Origin of the sequence: Shewanella sp. SM68 (assembly GCF_025653925.1) — a bacterium.
GTDB classification, from domain to species: Bacteria; Pseudomonadota; Gammaproteobacteria; order Enterobacterales; family Shewanellaceae; genus Shewanella; species Shewanella oncorhynchi.
In genome coordinates, this window is sequence record NZ_JAKKRU010000002.1 from 244,376 (window position 1) to 263,485 (window position 19,110).

Consider the following 19,110-nt stretch of genomic DNA (forward strand, 5'->3'; position numbering starts at 1 on the left):
GTCTCCCCTCTTATTTTTGGGGGGAAAGCTTACCAAAGCCGCTCAGGGATTACTGCTGTTCACTGGGCCGTAACCAGCGTATTTCACTTTTGTTCAGCTAGGGTTCAGTTTAAAACAGGCTTCACCACCGATTTAATTAACACATTCATAACATTGAATTTTGTACCAACCAGTTATGTGCTTTTTCTTCGCCCATGAGTAAAACGAACGTCGGTTGGAGATAGTGTCCAAGATCAGCTTTTCGCCAAAATAGATATTCAGGAAGGGGTTGCAATACACTCGCGCCAAAAGTGCGTTGCATTAAGCTCGAATACTCACCTAATAATCTCGGCTCTAATTGCTCGGCTTTAGGATAAAAATTCGTTAAAAAGTCCCGATATTCGGCAAATTTAGCCACTTGAGCAACATCGTATCGATGCAACACTTGTATCAACATTGGCGAACTCCAATGCGACAAGTATTGCGGGCTTGTTAATGCATCAAGGTTACGTCTGTGGTATTGCTGCCACGCCAAGGCAAAATCATTTTTCTCCCGTGCGATACGCCAAACCAAATAAATGTCGGCTAGCCATTCATGTTGATATGCACTCAAGTGAGTCGGTAACACAGAGCCTTGCAGAGCAAGGTTCTCCAAATGACCGAGCTCATGCCATAGGGTTAATTGCGGCTGTTCAAGCAAAGGTAATTGATAGGTCACCATATCGACACTGGCTAACTGTACTTGTGGTGTCAGCTGCTCATTCACTAAGACTAGGCCCGCAATCTTATTGTCATCGACGGGCATGACCATGGCACTTCTGCGGCCTAAATCAAGCCTAAATTGTTCGAGTGTTGCAGGAAGCTGCACCAACACTTGCTCTGGCAATAATGCCAAGCAAGTACCAAGCTCTGGTAAAGGGCAAATCAAAGCCTGCTTATCGGCAATGGGCGTCCAAGTCAGGCTAGATGCGAATGCCAGAGCGACTAAGCTCACTGATTCGCCATGATATTTTGTATAATCGCCGTGGTTGAAATACCATCCTCAAAGCCCAGCACTTGCACTTTGCCACCTGCGGCAATCACTTCAGCGCCACCAGCAATATCCTCAAGCTTATAATCACCACCTTTGACCAGCAGATTTGGCAGCAATCGAGTAATGATGCGCTGCGGCGTATCTTCACTAAAAGGCACAACCCAATCGACAGAAGCTAAGCCAGCGAGCACAGCCATACGACGATCAACCTGATTAACTGGACGACCATCACCCTTGAGGCGTTTAACCGAGGCATCATCATTTACCGCGACGATCAAACGATCACCCAAAGCTTTCGCCTGTTTAAGATAGCTCACGTGGCCCGCATGTAAAATATCAAAGCAACCATTAGTCATCACCACACGTTCACCGCGTAGTTTGGCTTGCTCTAAGGCGTAGGCCAGTTGATCTTCACTCACCACCCCAAAACCCGATTCTCCATGGTGCAAAGCTAAAGCTTCAATAAGCTCAATGCGGCTCACGGTAGAAGTGCCAAGTTTACCGACCACAACGCCTGCGGCGGTGTTCGCAATCGCACAAGCTTGCGGTAAATCGGCGCCCGCGGCTAATGAGGTTGCTAAGGCCGAAATCACAGTATCGCCAGCCCCCGTCACATCATAGACTTCACGGGCAACGGTAGGAATGTGCAACTCAGGCGCATTAGCGGTCACTAAGGTCATGCCCTTTTCAGAGCGGGTGACTAAAATGGCATCAAAATGATGTTGCTTGAGTAAACCACGGGCTTTTTCCAGCAGGTCGGCTTCAGAGGTCACAGTGCCAACAACAGCTTCAAACTCGCTCATATTTGGGGTAATGAGTGACGCACCATGATAACGACCAAAGTCACTACCCTTAGGATCGACTAATACCATCACACCTTTCGAACGCGCTAATGCAATAAAATCTCGCGGCTGATCGATAGCGCCCTTTGCATAGTCGGACAACACCACGACATCGACAGAATCGAGTAAAGCCTCGGATTGTTTCAATAAACGCACGCTATCGGCCTTGTCGAAGGCTTCTTCGAAATCGAGGCGGATAAGCTGCTGATTACGTGATAACACCCGCAGCTTAGTGATGGTTGGTTTATCAGCAATACTTAACCATTGGGGTTCAACCCCTAAAGTTTGCACACCGAGCGTTAGGGCATGGGCAGTATCATCTTGACCGACAAGCCCGGCAAGTTGGACTTGCCCCCCTAAGGTCGCGATATTGAGCGCCACGTTGGCCGCGCCGCCGGGTCTGTCTTCGACTTGATTAATCTTCACCACAGGTACGGGGGCTTCAGGGGAGATACGTCCCGTAGGGCCAACCCAATAGCGGTCTAACATCACATCGCCGACGACTAACACTCTGGCTTTTTCAAATGCTGGCAGAGAAACCTTCATAGTGCTCTTATCTTTATGCAGAAATTAAACCGTGATTGTACCTAATTTTCAGCAAAAATTGAGTTAGAATGAGCAGTAATTTTCAAAAGTAGTGAGTATTTTTGTGGTCGAGAAAGCCGAGTTTTCATCTTCTTTATATCATCCTAAGCATTGGCCCATGTGGTTTGGCGTATTTTTGATGCGTTTAACTCAGCTTCTACCGCTTCCTTGGCAGATGACGCTGGGTAAGGGATTGGGTCGCTTAGTGATGAAATTCGCAGCTGGCCGCACCCACACAGCGCGCCGTAACTTGACCCTCTGTTTCCCTGAAATGACGGAAGCACAGCGAGAAGATTTACTCACGCGTAACTTTGAAGAAACGGGCAAAGCCATTTTCGATACCATCAATGCATGGTGGTGGCCCGATGAAAAAGTGCAGCAGCACATGAGTATCAAAGGCGAAGAACACGTGCAAGACACCCTCGATGCTGGCCACGGAGTTATCCTCTTTGCCGTGCATTGTTTACCGCTGGAAATGGGCGCACGTATCTTCGGCCAATTCCAACCCGGCGTGGGGGTTTATCGCCCACACAATAATCCTGTGATGGAATACCTGCAGGTCAAAGGCCGTTTACGCTCGAATAAAGGTCTTGTTTCTAAACGCGACTTGCGCCAAATGATACGCTGCCTACGCAATCCCGATGTGATTTGGTACACGGCCGATCAAGACTTTGGCCGTTCCAGTGCGGTATTTATCCCATTTTATGCCATGCCAGATGCGGCAACGATTACCGGTGCCACCACGTTAGCTAAACTCGGCAAAGCCAAAGTCCTGCCTTTTTTTGTGGAACGTACTACAGATGATAAAGGCTATCGAATTGAAGTGATGCCACCGCTGGATAATTTCCCCGGCGAAGATGAATTAGCCGACGCGATTCGCGGTAACAAGATTATTGAATCCATCATAGATAAAAACCGCGCCCAATATATGTGGTTACATCGCCGCTTTAAGACCCGTCCCGACCCAACGGACAAATCTTTATATCAATAAGCTCAATTAGCTTTGAATACAAAAATGCCAGCAAATAAGCTGGCATTTTTTATGGCGACTTTCGATAGTAAGGACCATCTAGCACATAGGATTAGAGCGCATTCTCAGTAGGTAAACGAATACCTACGTTAGTGACTTTACCTTCATACAGCCCCGCCACCACCCAATGCAACGACTGCCAGTGGAACTGATCCCCAAGTACAGGATTAGCACCAAGCTGAGATACCACAAGGTCTGCGACTGTCATATCATCAGCGAGATTATCTAAACTCAAACCATAAATAGGCGCGAGATCCGCAAGCTTAACGTCTGTTTCAATAAAGAAATCACCGAAGAATCGTTGTACTTCTTTATTTTCTGGCGCTTGGCTAAAGAGGTTACTCAAGGCTTCTAAACTTTTCTCCTGACCCAGCACACAGAGTATATCGCCCGCCTCGAGACGAGTGCTACCCGATGGATGCAGCAAAGTGTCATCCCTAAATACCGCCGCAATCCGTGTCCCATCTGGCATAGCCAAGCGCTTTAGCGGCTCACCAATACACCACTTACTTTCACTCAAACGATAGACAAACACTTCCCATTCGCTGCTCGGGTAAATTTCAACTCCCGAGCGCGAAACGGGTAACGGCTTTGGGGGCAGTTCCACCTTAGCTAAACGCGCTGCTGTGGTCAAAGATGCACCTTGAACCAGCAACGACACTAATACAACGAAGAAGGCTAAGTTGAAGTACAACTGAGCACCCGGTAAGCCCGCCATCATAGGGAATACAGCTAAGATGATAGGCACAGCGCCGCGTAACCCCACCCAAGAAATAAACCAGCGGTCGCGACTGCTAAAGCTCTTAAATGGCAATAGACTGATCCATACGGCGACAGGGCGAGCAAATAAAATCATTCCGAATGCCAGAGCAAAACCTGGGATCATGATATCGACTAAATCTGAAGGGGTAAGCAATAACCCTAATACGAGGAACATGCCGATTTGACTGACCCAAGTCATACCATCCAGTACGTTCAAAATCGCATGACGGCCACGGGTTGGCTTATTGCCGAGGAACAGACCCACTAAGTAAATCGACAAAATACCGCTACCACCCAGTTTGTTGGACGCAGCATAAATAATCAGACCACCGCTTAAAACTAAAATAGAGTACAGACCATCAGCTAACTTGCTTAAATTGACGAGCTTCCACAGCATCCAGCCGCCGCCCAAACCTAAACAGATCCCCAGACCAAATTGCTTAATAAAGCTAATAAGCATAAAGCTGAAGGACAACTCACTGTCGACATTGGCAAGAATGGCAATCAAGGTTACGGTTAAGAATACCGCCATGGGATCGTTACTGCCGGACTCAATTTCTAAGGTCGCACCAACCCGCTCGTTAAGGCTACGCCCTTTAAGCAGGGAAAATACCGCAGCGGCATCGGTCGAGCCCACAATCGCGCCCACCAGCAAACCTTGCAACCAATGCAAGTCGAACAACCATGCGGCCATCATGCCGGTAATACTGGTCGTAATGGCAACGCCAAAGGTCGCCAACGATAATGCAGGCCATAGCGCCACCCTAAAACTAGCAACGCGAGTGCGCATACCGCCATCGAGTAAAATAATCGCTAAGGCTAAGTTACTGACTAAATAGGAAGTTGAATAATCATCAAACTGGATTCCACCAACGCCATCTTCGCCAGCCAAAATACCCACAGCGAGGAAAATCAATAAAATAGGGATGCCCAAACGGGAAGACATAGGACTCAGTAAAACACTCACTGCTGTAAGCAAGGCGCCAATCAGAAAAAAACTATTGATGGAATCTGCATCCACAAACGCCTCCTTAATACAGGTTGTTTAGTTAAACGATAGACAAATCACCGAGGTTAAAAATGACTCAACTCACAATTTTATGATTTTATATTAGCACAAAAATATCGAATTATTGGAGCGTTAAATATTAAATTTCAATCATCTACATAAAAAATGTCATAAAAACAACTTTCTATTAACCTTTAGATAAAGGCTAACGTAAAACCTAAAGGATAGCAGAACATCTCCACACGACTTAATAAGAATTAAAAGAAATAAATATCATATAGTTAAAAATAACAAACTGAACGTAAACTCAAATCATTCAAGCAAAACTCAGCTCACAAACCTGTATAAACTAACGGTATCATGACCAATTTAGTGTCAGATAAAATAATGTCGTGTAAAGGGTGAATATTTGAACATTATCCTTAAGCTAATTGTTTTAACTCCATTTATTTGCCAATGAGATGATTTAAACTCACTTTATCCGATGAGCAATAGCCTTGTCAGAAAATGACCACACACTGTTTTCCCAAAACAAATCAATTCAGTTCCAGTAACGCCATACATGCTCGCCATTCAAACAGACACGTTTTAGATTGGTTAACACTGCAAATATTTATCATCAAGCAGGAAGGCATACACAAGACAATTGAGTACAGCAGGTTTTAACGACAAGACTAAATACTGACAATTGACGCCGCCAAGGAAAACCGTTAAAACAAAAAATTAAGCGATAAATACGCCGTACTGATCATATTTCAGTTGAAATAATGTCCAAAATAAGGAAGGATGCGAGCTTCGCGCGCCAGTGCATTTTGCTCGTCAAATTGCCGCTCTCGTTTTAAGAGAGAAAGCTGCGTTAAACACGCTTTTTTATTAACAGGAATCGTAGTATCCGCTTATGAGTATGCTTCGCACCACAGCTTTATTATTGACTTTGGTTTTCCCTAGTCTGTCCGCTTTAGCAACGGAATATCCTTTACCAGCCGCCCAAAGCAGGCTAATTGGCGAGAACCAGTATTATACGGTTCCAGAGGGTAAACACACTCTCGAAGATATCGCAGCCAAATACCAGCTTGGTCTCAGTAACTTACTCGAAGCTAACCCAGGTGTGGATCCATTTCTGCCAAAACCAGGTAGCCAACTGATCATTCCATTGCAATTGATCCTGCCAAACGCTCCCCGTGAAGGCATAGTGATCAACGTGGCTGAAATGCGGTTGTATTACTATCCCAAAGGCAAAAAGACTGTTGAAGTATTGCCTATTGGTATTGGCCAAATCGGTAAAGACACACCAGAAAACTGGGTGACCACTGTACAACGCAAGCGTGCGAATCCAACTTGGACACCCACACCGCGCATTCGTAAAGAATATGCTGCTAAAGGTGAAATCCTGCCTGCGGTATGGCCAGCTGGTCCAGATAACCCTATGGGACTGTATGCGCTGTATATCGGCAATTTGTATGCGATTCACGGTACTAACGCGAGTTTCGGTATTGGTTTACGTGTGAGCCAAGGTTGTGTGCGTTTACGCCATGAAGATATCGAGCATCTATTCAAGACTGTACCAGTGGGAACCCGGGTACAATTTGTGAACCAGCCGATTAAAGCAACCGAAGAGCCAGACGGTAAACGCTACTTAGCCGTGCATCAACCATTGTCTCGCACTGTGGCGGAGTTTGAATCAAATGAGCCCGTTGCGATATCACTGCCAAAAGAGATCGCTAAGTTTATCGCTAAAGCTGACACTGATTCTTCTGTGATCAAGAAGCTACTCGATGAACGTACTGGTGTGCCAATGCGAATTAATCAATAATTCACTGGCGAATACCACCTAAAAAAATACCCGCAATCTGCGGGTATTTTTTTGTCATGTCAGGCTATTCACTAACGTAATAGACTAACATATCAATCACATAAAGGTGCACACAGGGCCAAGAAGTGAGTCATAGCAGCACTGTTTGCTAATACGCGTTGATCGAAGTTTTGCAACGCAGGCGTTTCAGTACAAGCACCGACACGAGCACCACTTCGTACTAAACAAGCTTCAAAAGACGTATCAAAATGATTGAAGATCAAACCATCCTTAACAGGACACCCATCAATCTCACCGTCTACCGCAATCGGGAAATAACCACCTAAAGTATCGCGCAGATCGAGACTAAAACGTCCTGGCACTTGGCTTGGCTCAAAAGAATACACATAGGCTTCACGACTCAAGACATCTTCATGGCAAGTTAAAATACCGTCTCGACTCGCAGCAAGCAGTAACTGTGCGTGTTCTAACAATAACTTACCTTCAACCGATGTATGTTCATTCGCTTTAGGTTTACCGTTCTCAAATACAAAACCACGATTTGGGTTTTCGCCGTATTTATTAAATCTATGACCACGACTGAATCCAGTAGGATTGACGAGAGGCAATAAACTCAAGTTCACCCGTTCAAATAGGTCTGCTGAAGCTTCACTCAAAAAATGCAACAAACCCCATGGGCCTGCAGATTCTTCGCCATGAAATCCTGTGCTGATCAATAAAGAAGGTAAGCCTGACTTAGCGGCCGGTGACTGATACAAGCTAACATCGTATTTACCCACTTCACCCAATGTTTTCTCAACCATGCCCAAACGGGTCATTTCCTGCTCAAGCAGCAGATAGAAATTATCAATATCAGTGCTTTCACAGTTAAAAATATCGCTTTTCCACTGAAAGGATTCGAACGGAGATCTGCTTACCATATCTTGTACTTATGCCAGAAAAAGAACTGTGCCATCATAGCAGTTCTTTTCAAAAACTGAATGCTATTCAACTGATTTCGATGAAATCCGAGCAGTCGTCGACAGTGGTGCAATCTGTATCGATACCTGCGAATGTATCAATTGCCTGTCGTTAATGGTATCCAGCTTGAGTAAGACATTTAACGAATTAAAAAATAAGCTCGGCAGGACGCACTTATGAACACTCAAATCACCTTTTTTATCGCCCTGTCGGCCAGTGTTTTCAGTCATACGCTACAGGCCCAATGCCGCGCCGAGCAAGATGCGCAAGCCTTATATGCGCTCGAAGCGAATATAGAGACCTATACGCTACAAAATGGCCTAACAGTGCGATTACTGCCCATGGCAGATAAACAAACAGTCACAGTCGCCAGCCAATTTAATTTAGGCGCCCGCAACGAAGCCCAAGGTCAGAGCGGTTACGCCCATCTGTTTGAGCACATGTTGTTTAAAGGGAGTGAAAATGCCCCCGGCGATACCTATGCTCAGCAGTTCAGTGCTTTAGGTGCACGTTTTAATGCCAGCACGCATTTTGACTACACCAACTACTATGTGACGCTGCCAAACCAAGCATTAGAACTGGGCTTATATCTCGAAGCCGATCGCTTTATCCGCCCTAGCCTTAACGCCACTACGGTTAAAAATCAGCAGGAAACCGTACTGCAGGAAATGGCACAAACCATAGATAATCAGCCCTATATCCGCAGCGCGATGGCGTTTTTACTCGAGCAAGTAAAAGGCACTCCCTACGGTCACGGTATTATTGGCAGTCGCGAAGATATCTTGCAAGCCACACCAGAAAACCTAACAGCCTTTCACCGTGCTTATTATCGCCCCGATGCGATGCAGCTTTCCCTTGTCGGCAAACTAAGCACACAAACCCGACAATGGATTGAGCAAAATTTTGCGGCTTGGTCTAGGCCAACAATTGCTGAACCTGAATTTTCTGAGTTAACAATCCAGCCTAAACAAGTACATGCTGAGTTAGTGGATGAGCGCGGACCTTGGCCCGGATTACTGCTCGCTTGGCATACCGTAGGTAAAGATCACCCCGATGCTGCGGCAATTCGGCTGCTAGAAGGCTATTTATTTCAAAACACCGCCAGTGCACTCGCTAAACTCAGTCTGCATAATCCCGAACAAATGCTCAGCTATTCCCTGCCCTTTGAGTTAGAAAATCACGGCATAGCGAATATCGTCTTGGTTCCACGGGCACGGACCTCACTCGATGCCTTAGTGCAAAAAGTGTTGGGACTTGTGGCACAAACGCAGCAAGATGCTCTGGATGAAGCAAGTCTTTGCACACTTAAACAAGTGTGGTTAAACAATCAATTACAACAACTGGATGACACCCAGGCCTTAGCTACCAAGCTTTCCGCAACGTCGGCTCAAGATAAAGACCATCCCTTTACCGCGCAATGGCAACGGATCAACGCAGTCACGGCCGACGATATCCAAAGCGTCGCAAAACGGTATTTCAACCAAGATTATGTCCGAGTCGACCTACTGCCACCTTGGTATATTCGCTGGGGTAAAACGCTACTGGAATGGCTGCCTAACGATATGAGTGACAGTTTAGAGGATGCGGTATTATGACGACTCAGACAATGTCAAAGCAGCTACAAGGCTTAATGTTCTGCGCTGTGGCTTTATCACTAAACGCCTGCCAGCAGACGCAAATCGTCTTCACGCCGAGCGAACCGCCGAGTTTGGCCCATTTTGAAACGCCAAACTCTTTAGCCCATTCTTTGCCTAGCTCTTTGAACAATCATTTACCCAAAAGCGGCATCATTATCCCCGTAACGGATGAAATTTTTACCGATGAAGTCCATACCGAATTGGATTTACCCTATCAGTTACATCGCCTTGCCTCAGTTCAAATGAATAGCAGTGTGAGCAACAGGGTCAGTTTAGCGGCAGTGAGCCCGCAAGTTCCCTTCAATAATCCTGATATTTTACAGATTGCCTTTCAAGAAAAGGCCCGCGCACTTGCCATTAGCCGCGCAGATCCCTGTCTTGAGACTTTCAGTATGCGTGTCAGCTTGCACAGCATTAATTTAAGCCTCACTTGCCCCGACGATGTTAACCATATCTACGGCTTACTACTGCAATTTTGGCAGCCAGATGCCTTTGTTGATGCGACAACCGCCCCCGTCGATGTCGACAATATTCGCCGTCAACTCAAGCTCAATAAACACTTAAACGCCTTTAGTGGCGCCGAGATAGATAAAGTGTGGCGCGATAAACTGCTCGGCCCTAAACATCCCTACAATAGAGTGATCAATAATAATACATTGTTCGATTCGCTCAGCCTAAGGCAACTGCAACAAATCCAACAACAGGCGGTAACACAAGCACAGTGGCATCTTTTTCTACCCAACTCTTTGGCAAATAACGCTAAATTTGACCTTCAGGCTAGCCTTAAACTGTGGCCAATATTGCCTAATTCAGTGCCGAAAGTGGATAAACTAGAGACAGTAAAGCCTCAGCAAATCAAGCGGATTTACCTTATTGATGCGCCGGGCAGCGTGCAAACCCAAGTCCGCCTAGGTTATGCCATAGATCATGTCCTAAGTGATGCATCAACTCAGCAGCAGCAACTGAACCCACAGGAAGTCGCCTTAAGCTGTCGCAGTTTATCCGCACTCATGGGCCGCAGTTTTTCGGGCAGACTCTACTATGATCTACGGGAAAAACGCGGCCTCACCTATGGCATCTACGGCCAGTGTGCCAATGCACCGCTCTCCAGCAGTATTAAGTTTTATGGCAGTACAGCCATAGAACATACGGGCGCGTTTGTGGTGGGGATACTCGATCACCTAACACTCGTTAAGACGCAAGGTGTTAGCCAAGGTGAAATCGATGCACTTAAAACCTATTTGATCGGTGAAGATTTGCTCAGCCAAGACAACAGCATTCAACGTGAAAACCAATATATCCACCAAGTCGCGATAGGATTAACTCAAGTTGATGTGCAAAAGCTGAATACAGAGTTGCAGGCTCTGACGCCTGAGAGGCTACAACAGTTAGCCAACGGGGCTTTTAGCGGTGAGCCATTGATTATTTTGCGGGGCGATGTTGCTCGAATTCTTCCTGACTTAAAAACCAAGCTACCAGAGTGGCAGTTTGAAAGGGTCAAGGTTGGCCGAACTAACAACTAAAGCCAAATAATCCTTCTAAAAGATTCAAATGCGCGATCGACAGATTAGAGCTTATTGGTTGCATTGTCGCTGGCAGGCGGTGCGCCATTATCACCCTGCGTCATCTGTTCATGGCCTTGTTCCATTTGTTGTAAATCTTCCATCGCCGAATCCTGCTGTATGATCTGCGTATCAGGAGCATCAGCCGGTAATACCACCATATTGTCGGCATTCGCGCTATTTGGCGTAGCAGGTTGATCAGGAGCCATACCATTTACGTCCTTAAGCCCCTCGATTGCCGGAGACACCTCAGTTTTCAACGTGCTGTCACTAAGATTCGGTAACCACTCACGCAATTGCTCGGGTCCAAAACTAAAACCTAACGCTATGACGACAGTTGCCACTGCAACATACAGCCAAGGGCGAATCGCCAGATTATCACCTCTTAGTAAAGTGCTTTCACTGGCATATAAATGCGCATCCGAGCGTTGAGCTATTGGCGCGAGTGCTTGTAGCATGTCCGGCAAGGCATCGAGTTCAGGACCTTTAATACGCTGACCAATAAACTGCCCACCTTCGTAAATCTCCATCTGATGACTGGCGACTTCACCGTCAACCACACCAGAACTGGTAATAATCAACTTATTACAACAGACTCTTCCGCGAAATACGCCACAAACCCGCAGCTCATGACAACTGACTTCACCAGAGATCTCGCCGCCAAGTTCGATCTTAATTTGTCCTGCTGATCTAATCTTGCCCTGCAATTTACCCGCAATGAATGCCGCGCTCTCTAACTGAATGTCGCCCTCAATCAAGGTTTGCGCATTGATAACCGTAATGCCATTGCCCTTACTCGCCATAGGATTCATTCCATATCATTATTTTTGTGACAAAGATGTTATGGTAAAAGTCCTCGAGAATAAAGCACTGGTTTCGCTTAGTATTTAACCTAAGCCCCAGAGCGGGACTTAAGTCACGCCAGCGACTATGTTACCCTGAGCATCTTGCCATATGGCTCCCGAGTACCTGAATATGAGTAACAGGATGCCTCAAAAAGGTGAGTGTTGATATCGCACTAAAACAAAGCTAAAGAACACACTAGCAGCAAACACCGAAAACAAACCGCCAACGAGACCCCGACATGGCACATTCAAACTCCGCTAGCTCGCAATCGATAACCCCAATCGTGACACCACTTGAAGCGTATCGCGCCAAGGTGAGCATAGATCTCATTGACGATCCCGCGCAGCAACAGGCGGTGTTGGCGCTTGATGTGCTATTTAAGCAGTTGATGCTACAGCCACATTCAGCACAGTTTTCCCTTATCAACAAACAAGCAATCAAAGGTCTGTATCTGTGGGGCGATGTGGGTCGGGGCAAAACGTTTCTGATGGATTTGTTTTTCGATTGCTTGCCGAGTGAAGGCAAGTTAAGACTGCATTTTCACCGATTTATGGCACGGATACACCAAGCATTACGCGAACATTCGGGTAAACGAGATCCGTTAACTCTCATAGCTAAAAATCTCGCAAAAGAGTGCAAGGTGCTGTGTTTCGATGAGTTTTTTGTCTCGGACATTGGCGATGCCATGATACTCGCTGGGCTCTTTGAATGCCTATTCAAACAAGGTGTGGTGCTGGTCGCCACCTCAAATATTCCTATTGAGCGCTTATATGAGAACGGCCTAGCTAGGCACAGATTTTTACCTTGCATCCAACTGCTGCAAACACACACTCAAATGCTGCATCTCAATGGCAACCAAGACCATAGGATGCACGCCATCAATGCTTCATTAAACAACGAGATTGGCATTGATAGCGCTGAAGTGAACGCCTCGATTTCCCGCAATATCGGCATTACCGGAACACTCGATTTTGAGCAGATTTTTGATAAGCTAGTGAATAGGTTAACGCCAAATACACTCAGTATGAGCGCTATTGGCATTAGTGATAGCAGAATGAGTAATGCTAGCCTCACCATCTGCAACCGTGAAATTCCAGTGATCCGCGCCGCTATAGCACCAACAGGCAACTCAGTCGCTTGGTTCGACTTTCATGCCCTGTGTGACGGCCCGAGATCTCAACTCGATTATATCGAAATCGCCAGCCGATTTAAGATCTTAATGGTGAGCGGCGTTCCCAAATTAGGCGGCGAAGTAAAAAGCTGGATCCGTGCCCGCGGTACAGAGGACGGTACAGGTGATAACCAAGCTGCAGCCACGGGCGAGCGCAAACTCTCCTATGCGGCCAACGACGACCCAGCACGGCGTTTTATCAGCTTAATTGATGAGTTATATGATCAAAATGTCAGCTTATATCTCAGCTGCGACGTGCCACTGAGTGAACTCTATCAAGGTGGCGCACTCAGTTTTGAATTCCACCGCACCTACAGTCGATTAATAGCAATGAGTCGAAGTGAATGGCCGTAAAACATTAGCGATTTATCGCTCTGTTGAGTTAGACCAAAAGCCTAATATTGATAAGCGAGAAGTTAACCATCACGATAAAAATTCGAGGAACAATTAGTGACAAGATAATTCATGTATTAAGAATATAACAAGTCAAATACGCTATTTGCAGATACAAGCCTAGAAAGATGAATGAATAAGTACCTAAATTGAAAATCTGCAATCATAGACAAACTAGTACAGTAAAAACTATTATAATAATTAAAAATCAAATACATAAAATATAAAACCCATCCTCCATAATCGATTCAATCCACACAACCAAATGACTCATTACGTTCAATTTGCTTCTAGCTGTTGCTAACCTTGAGTTTTAAGGTACGGTGTAACTTAGTTTCAATTGTTCTAATTTACAGCCTATAGGTTTAAATCGATCAAATTTACAACCTGCAACATAAAAGCTCAAAAATATAATCTATAGTTTATGCAATCAACTAAAGACTCATGATTCTGAATAAGCGCCATGACACTTAGTTCGAAGTATTCGCTAGAAAATATTAAGAACAGCCTTAAACGGAACTCTTTTAAATACAGGGACGATTAACTTATGTGGTTACGACAATTTAAGATTGGCTCACGATTAATTGCTGCGTTTGGATTACTTGCTCTTGTGTTGCTACTTCAAGGAATCATGTCATTACAGACAATGTCATCCATGCGATCCACTGCAGAAGAAATTGAAGATAATACCCTACCTACGCTGGTCAGTCTGTCGAGCATCAACCTCAATGTGATGCGCGCTAGGGTGTTTACATTTCGCCTGTTATTAGCAAATTCGGCAGCAGAACTTAACAAAGGACTCGATACATTAAGGCAAATCCGCCAGAGTATTAAAACGGATCAAAAAAACTATGAGCCTTTAATTAGCCTGCCAGGTGAGCAGGAGCTCTATCAAGAATTTAGTGGCAGCCTTGATCTGTATTTAAAGCATCAAGATGAGATGATCAGCAAGCTACAGGCGAATGATGCAGCCGAAGCTAAACGGATCATGGATGATGTCATGATAGTGCAAGCCGAAAAAATGACAAAGACGCTCATTAGCATTGGCAGCTTGAATACTGAATATGCAAAGGAACAAGGTCAAATAACTGCACAAGCCTACGACGAGAGTAAATGGCTAAACAGCATTATGATAGTGGGCTCCTTAATCGCTGCATTTGTAGTGGCAATATTTTTAACTCGCAGTATCGTGCAGCCAATGAAGGAAGCTGTAGGCATTTCAGTGGCAGTCGCAAGGGGGGATTTAACGCAGAAAATCAGCACAGAGGGTAAAGATGAAACCAGTCAACTGATGCAATCATTAGCTGAAATGCAGCAAAACCTGCGCGACACTTTATCCCATATAGCAAACTCCTCTAGCCAGCTCGCCTCCGCCGCCGAAGAACTCAATTCAGTCACTGAAGATGCTTCCCGCGGCATACAGCAACAAAATGATGAAATACAGCAAGCGGCAACAGCTATTACCGAAATGAGTTCGGCAGTAGATGAAGTGGCCAATACGGCGGTGCTCGCTTCAGAAGCCTCTGAAGAAACCGCCCGCAGTACCGAATTAGGTAAAAAACAGGTAGATCAGACAGTCGCAGCCATTATCGACATGAATCAGGATGTGACGCAAAGTTCACAGGTTGTTCAAACCTTAGCGATTCAAGCGAGGGATATAGGTAAAGTTCTCGATGTGATCCGCGCCATTGCTGAGCAAACAAATTTACTGGCCTTAAACGCAGCCATTGAAGCGGCGCGAGCGGGCGATACAGGCCGTGGTTTTGCGGTTGTTGCTGATGAAGTTCGTGCCCTAGCCCATCGCACTCAGTCCTCGACCCGTGAAATTGAAGACATGATTAACAAAATCCAGCGCGGCACCGAAACGGCTGTGCAATCGATGCAGCACAGCGGCCAAAAGGCTGAACAGGCACTCTCAGTCGCAAGATTGGCAGGGGATGCATTAAACACGATTAATCGCCAAATCAGTACGATGAATAACAGCAACATGGTCATTGCAAGCGCCGCCGAAGAGCAAGCGAAAGTCGCACGTGAGGTCGATAAAAACATTGTGAATATTAGTGATCTTGCCAGCCAAAGTGCTGCGGGGGCACAGCAAACCAGTGCCTCGGCACATGAACTCTCAAGACTCGCCGTTGAACTGAACAATCTACTGACGCGATTTAAAGTCTAGAGTATCACTTTATAATGGAATCAGAGGGTAATGGCACAAGATGTGTTAAACCGTTACCCTCAATGCATAACGCTATGATCTAGTTTAATAAAGCATTCCATAATACAAGCAAGACTCAAGAGTGCTAGGACCGAGTTTGCGGTGCATGATTAAAGTGCATAGCCAGTTCACTGATATCAGTGGCAACCCATTCTGGCTCGATACACTCGACCAAATGCGCCGCCATAAAGTCCACCAGTTGCATGGCGGCATAGGGCAAACGGCGATCTTTACGGCCAACTAGATACCAGTTACTTTCGAGCGGAAACCCCGTAACAGTTAGAATTGCAGGTTTTTCGCGCCCTTCTTGCAAGGTATGCGCCGAAATCACCGACAAACCTAAGCCCGACGCGACGCTCAAGCGTATCGCCTCATTACTCTCGATTTGCATAGTGTCACCGAGCGTGATGCCTTGGCCGCTGCACCAAGACTCGAACATTAAGCGGGTGGCTGACCCCGGTTCGCGAACGATAAAACGCTCATTTTTAAGCTCGTTAAAATTCACTTGTTCACGACCCACAGCCCAATGCTCCTTTGGTGCAATCAGTTGCAGCGGATTTTTGATGATGCGTGCAGATAACACGTTATCGCCACTTGGAGGATGACTGAACAGGTATAAATCATCTTCTTGACGTTCAAATCTGCCTAATACATGGGCACGGTTACCAATATTTAAGGTCACTTTAACCTGTGGAAACTGCCGATAAAATGCCCCTAAAATCCGTGGTAACACGTATTTTGCGGTAGTGACAATACCGATATTAATGTGACCGACACTGCCACCTTTAGCCTGCTGCATAAAAGCATCGAAATCCTCAAAACGACTCAAGGTATCGCAGGCTGCGCGGTACAACTCATTACCAATCAAGGTCGGTAACATGCGGCCATCACGACTCTCGAGTAATGGCTCGCCCAACACATCGGCCAGTTTTTTAAGCTGTAATGACACTGTGGGTTGAGTTAAATGCAATGCCCTCGCCGCTGCGGAAATATTACCTAACCGCACCACTTGCACATACACCTGCAGTAACCGAAAACTCAAATGCCGCAATTTAAGCTGAGTCGATGACGAACGCTTATCCATAGACAATTATCTATACCTAGGTGGTAAACAATTTATTTTTCAATATAACCAATTAGGTCCAAAATCACCAGCCATCAGGATCACCCGACAAACAAGCGCGTTTTGCACCGCTTAAAAGTCAAACTTAATGAGATACCAATGCCCGATATTGTCATTGCCTTTTTCGCCTTAGGCCTGTTAGCTGGCCTAGTGAAATCAGATCTTAAAGTCCCACCCGCGATCTACGAAACCCTATCCATACTGTTAATGCTTACCTTAGGTTTAAAGGGCGGAATGGCGCTCCACGGTCACACTCAAAACTTAGTGTTCACTGAGCTGTTAGCTGTTGTTGCCTTAGGTTTGATTATCCCCTTGGCCTTATACCCTGTACTAACCCGGCTGGTTCGCATTGGCCATACCGATGCCATTAGTATTGCCGCCCATTACGGCTCCGTCAGTGCGGGAACCTTTGCGGTGGTGATGGCTATGGTTGAAAAATCTGGGCTGATCTTAAGGCCAGAAACGACCCTGTATCTCGTGCTGCTGGAACTGCCGGCGATCGTCGTGATGCTCTGGCTACACAGATACTTAAGTGCCAAAAAAGCAATTGAAACATCACCCAAAAATGAAAATCAATCAAGCGTATTGCACGAAGCCTTAACCAGCCGCGGCGTTGTATTACTCCTTGGCGGTGTGGTGATAGGTTGGCTTTACGGCCCAACGGGACTTGCACCGCTTACACCTGTGCTACTCGGCGGATTCAAAACTTTACTGGCATTATTTTTACTGGAAATGGGCTTAGTAACGGCTAAAGTGTGTTTGCCGCTACCACTGAAACAATGGCGCTTATTAGTGTTCGCCGCCGTAACGCCCTTTGTATTGGCTTGGTGTGGTATTGGTGTAGGTGTTTGGCTGGACTTACCTTCAGGCAGCATTTTAGTGTTAGCAGCATTAAGTGCCAGCGCATCTTATATCGCAGCGCCAGCGGCCATTCGTGCCGCAATCCCCGAAGCCAATATAGGTCTGGCTATGCTAGCCTCACTCGGGATCACATTTCCGGTTAACGTATTAATTGGCTTACCCTTATATCAACATTGGGTAACGCTCATTACAGCTTAGTACTTCTTCGCCGAATAAAAATTAATAAAAAGGGAGACATTATTGTCTCCCTTTTCTTCTTGCTTAAGCACACATCATTTAAGGCGCATCACTGTGGTGCGCGGCTTTATCCTGATACATGGCTTTATCGGCGGAATCTAACAGATCCTCTAAGCTCACATCAGAATCTGGCGTCCAATGGGCGATACCTATGCTGGTCGCCAAGCTATGTTGCTTAGGATGCTGTTGATTATATTGCTCAAGTAATTGCTTAAAACGCTCAATCACTCGATCGACTGTATCTCTATGCACAAAACTTAATAGCACCACAAACTCATCACCGCCAAGCCTTGCAATCACATCCGACTCCCTAAAAGCGGTCATCAAGATATGGGCAAAATCGTATAACACTTGGTCGCCCTTGAGGTGACCAAAGTTGTCATTCACTTCCTTAAAGAAATCGAGATCGAAGAAGAGTAAGGCCGCCTCAGATTCGGTACGTCGACAACTCGCCAGTGACTGATGGGCCAGTAATTCAAAACCACGTCGATTCGAAATAGCCGTCAAGGGATCTAAGGTATTTTGCGCGATAGAGAGTAATTCAGCCTCTACCATTTGTCCTAAATCCGTTAAGGTTTCAATGTCTTCAGCCGTAAAATCCCGCGGTTCAGTGCCGATTAAACACAAGGTCCCTACCCGATATTGCCTATGAATGGTTAAGGGATAGCCAGCGTAGAAGCGAATATGCGGCTGCTCGGTCACCAGTGGATTGTCACTAAAGCACGGATCTTTGAGGGCGTCGTTTACGATAAAAATATCGTCTTGATTGATCGCATGGCCACAAAATGAAATTTCCCTTGGTGTTTCAGTCACCTCTAGTCCTTGACGAGATTTAAACCACTGCCGCTCGGCATCCACTAAGGTCACAACACAAATCGGCAAAGAGAAAATTCTGCGCGTGAGCCGAGTGATACGATCGAAACGTTCCTCGGCATCGGTGTCGAGCACATTAAGTGCCCGTAACGTGGCCAAGCGTTGCAGCTCGTTTTCAGGAATTGTAGGTAATTGCATGGCACTCTCAGCGAACTGCTCTCATTAAACTCTAGCCTAAATGG

The 19,110-nt window shown here is 46.0% G+C and carries 14 protein-coding genes; 7 read left to right on the top strand and 7 right to left on the bottom strand.

The window, feature by feature from the left end:
• Positions 1-145 precede the first annotated feature (145 nt).
• Entirely contained in the window at positions 146-973 is an 828-nt protein-coding gene (locus L5M40_RS04195) for a hypothetical protein (RefSeq protein ID WP_219251968.1), read from the bottom strand.
• Positions 970-2,400 carry a bifunctional D-glycero-beta-D-manno-heptose-7-phosphate kinase/D-glycero-beta-D-manno-heptose 1-phosphate adenylyltransferase HldE gene (hldE, locus tag L5M40_RS04200; protein WP_263175821.1) on the bottom strand — a complete coding sequence of 477 codons (1,431 nt, stop codon included), beginning with the start codon at positions 2,398-2,400 and terminating at the stop codon, positions 970-972. Before hldE ends, L5M40_RS04195 begins: the two co-directional genes overlap by 4 nt.
• 103 nt (positions 2,401-2,503) lie before the next feature.
• Here hldE and L5M40_RS04205 point away from each other — a divergent pair, with 103 nt between their 5' ends.
• Entirely contained in the window at positions 2,504-3,430 is a 927-nt protein-coding gene (locus L5M40_RS04205; protein ID WP_212600424.1) for an LpxL/LpxP family Kdo(2)-lipid IV(A) lauroyl/palmitoleoyl acyltransferase, read from the top strand.
• A 91-nt stretch (positions 3,431-3,521) separates the two neighbouring features.
• Here L5M40_RS04205 and L5M40_RS04210 read toward each other — a convergent pair whose 3' ends face one another.
• Positions 3,522-5,252, bottom strand: coding sequence for a potassium/proton antiporter (locus tag L5M40_RS04210; RefSeq protein ID WP_131524280.1), 1,731 nt, complete (start codon positions 5,250-5,252; stop codon positions 3,522-3,524).
• A gap of 886 nt (positions 5,253-6,138) precedes the next feature.
• Here L5M40_RS04210 and L5M40_RS04215 point away from each other — a divergent pair.
• Positions 6,139-7,053: a L,D-transpeptidase family protein gene (locus tag L5M40_RS04215; protein ID WP_105251568.1), complete on the top strand. Its 915-nt coding sequence runs from the start codon at positions 6,139-6,141 to the stop codon at positions 7,051-7,053.
• Between the two features lie 92 nt (positions 7,054-7,145).
• Here the strand turns inward: L5M40_RS04215 and L5M40_RS04220 are convergent, their stop codons facing one another.
• Positions 7,146-7,973 (bottom strand): M14 family metallocarboxypeptidase, encoded by an 828-nt coding sequence (locus L5M40_RS04220; protein WP_105251567.1) that lies wholly within the window; start codon positions 7,971-7,973, stop codon positions 7,146-7,148.
• A 216-nt stretch (positions 7,974-8,189) separates the two neighbouring features.
• On the opposite strand from L5M40_RS04220, the gene L5M40_RS04225 reads away from it, so the two are divergent.
• Both L5M40_RS04225 and L5M40_RS04230 read left to right on the top strand, forming a co-directional pair.
• Entirely contained in the window at positions 8,190-9,608 is a 1,419-nt protein-coding gene (locus L5M40_RS04225; RefSeq protein ID WP_263175822.1) for a M16 family metallopeptidase, read from the top strand.
• The gene (locus tag L5M40_RS04230; RefSeq protein ID WP_263175823.1) at positions 9,605-11,173 is read left to right on the top strand and encodes a M16 family metallopeptidase; all 1,569 of its coding nucleotides are present in this window, start codon (positions 9,605-9,607) and stop codon (positions 11,171-11,173) included. Before L5M40_RS04225 ends, L5M40_RS04230 begins: the two co-directional genes overlap by 4 nt.
• Positions 11,174-11,217: 44 nt before the next feature.
• On the opposite strand, the gene L5M40_RS04235 is transcribed toward L5M40_RS04230, so the two are convergent.
• Complete coding sequence (locus L5M40_RS04235; RefSeq protein WP_263175824.1) at positions 11,218-12,015, bottom strand: polymer-forming cytoskeletal protein; 798 nt, start codon at positions 12,013-12,015, stop codon at positions 11,218-11,220.
• A gap of 281 nt (positions 12,016-12,296) precedes the next feature.
• On the opposite strand from L5M40_RS04235, the gene zapE reads away from it, so the two are divergent.
• Entirely contained in the window at positions 12,297-13,583 is a 1,287-nt protein-coding gene (gene zapE, locus L5M40_RS04240) for a cell division protein ZapE (RefSeq protein WP_263256269.1), read from the top strand.
• Positions 13,584-14,169: 586 nt separating this feature from the next.
• Positions 14,170-15,795, top strand: coding sequence for a methyl-accepting chemotaxis protein (locus L5M40_RS04245; protein ID WP_263256271.1), 1,626 nt, complete (start codon positions 14,170-14,172; stop codon positions 15,793-15,795).
• Between the two features lie 124 nt (positions 15,796-15,919).
• Here L5M40_RS04245 and L5M40_RS04250 read toward each other — a convergent pair whose 3' ends face one another.
• Positions 15,920-16,918, bottom strand: coding sequence for a LysR family transcriptional regulator (locus L5M40_RS04250; protein ID WP_173242949.1), 999 nt, complete (start codon positions 16,916-16,918; stop codon positions 15,920-15,922).
• 138 nt (positions 16,919-17,056) lie between these two features.
• Between L5M40_RS04250 and L5M40_RS04255 the strand changes: the two genes are divergently transcribed.
• Positions 17,057-18,016 (top strand): sodium-dependent bicarbonate transport family permease, encoded by a 960-nt coding sequence (locus tag L5M40_RS04255; protein WP_263175828.1) that lies wholly within the window; start codon positions 17,057-17,059, stop codon positions 18,014-18,016.
• Between the two features lie 78 nt (positions 18,017-18,094).
• Here L5M40_RS04255 and L5M40_RS04260 read toward each other — a convergent pair whose 3' ends face one another.
• Positions 18,095-19,066 (bottom strand): sensor domain-containing diguanylate cyclase, encoded by a 972-nt coding sequence (locus tag L5M40_RS04260; RefSeq protein WP_263175829.1) that lies wholly within the window; start codon positions 19,064-19,066, stop codon positions 18,095-18,097.
• Positions 19,067-19,110: the final 44 nt, after the last annotated feature.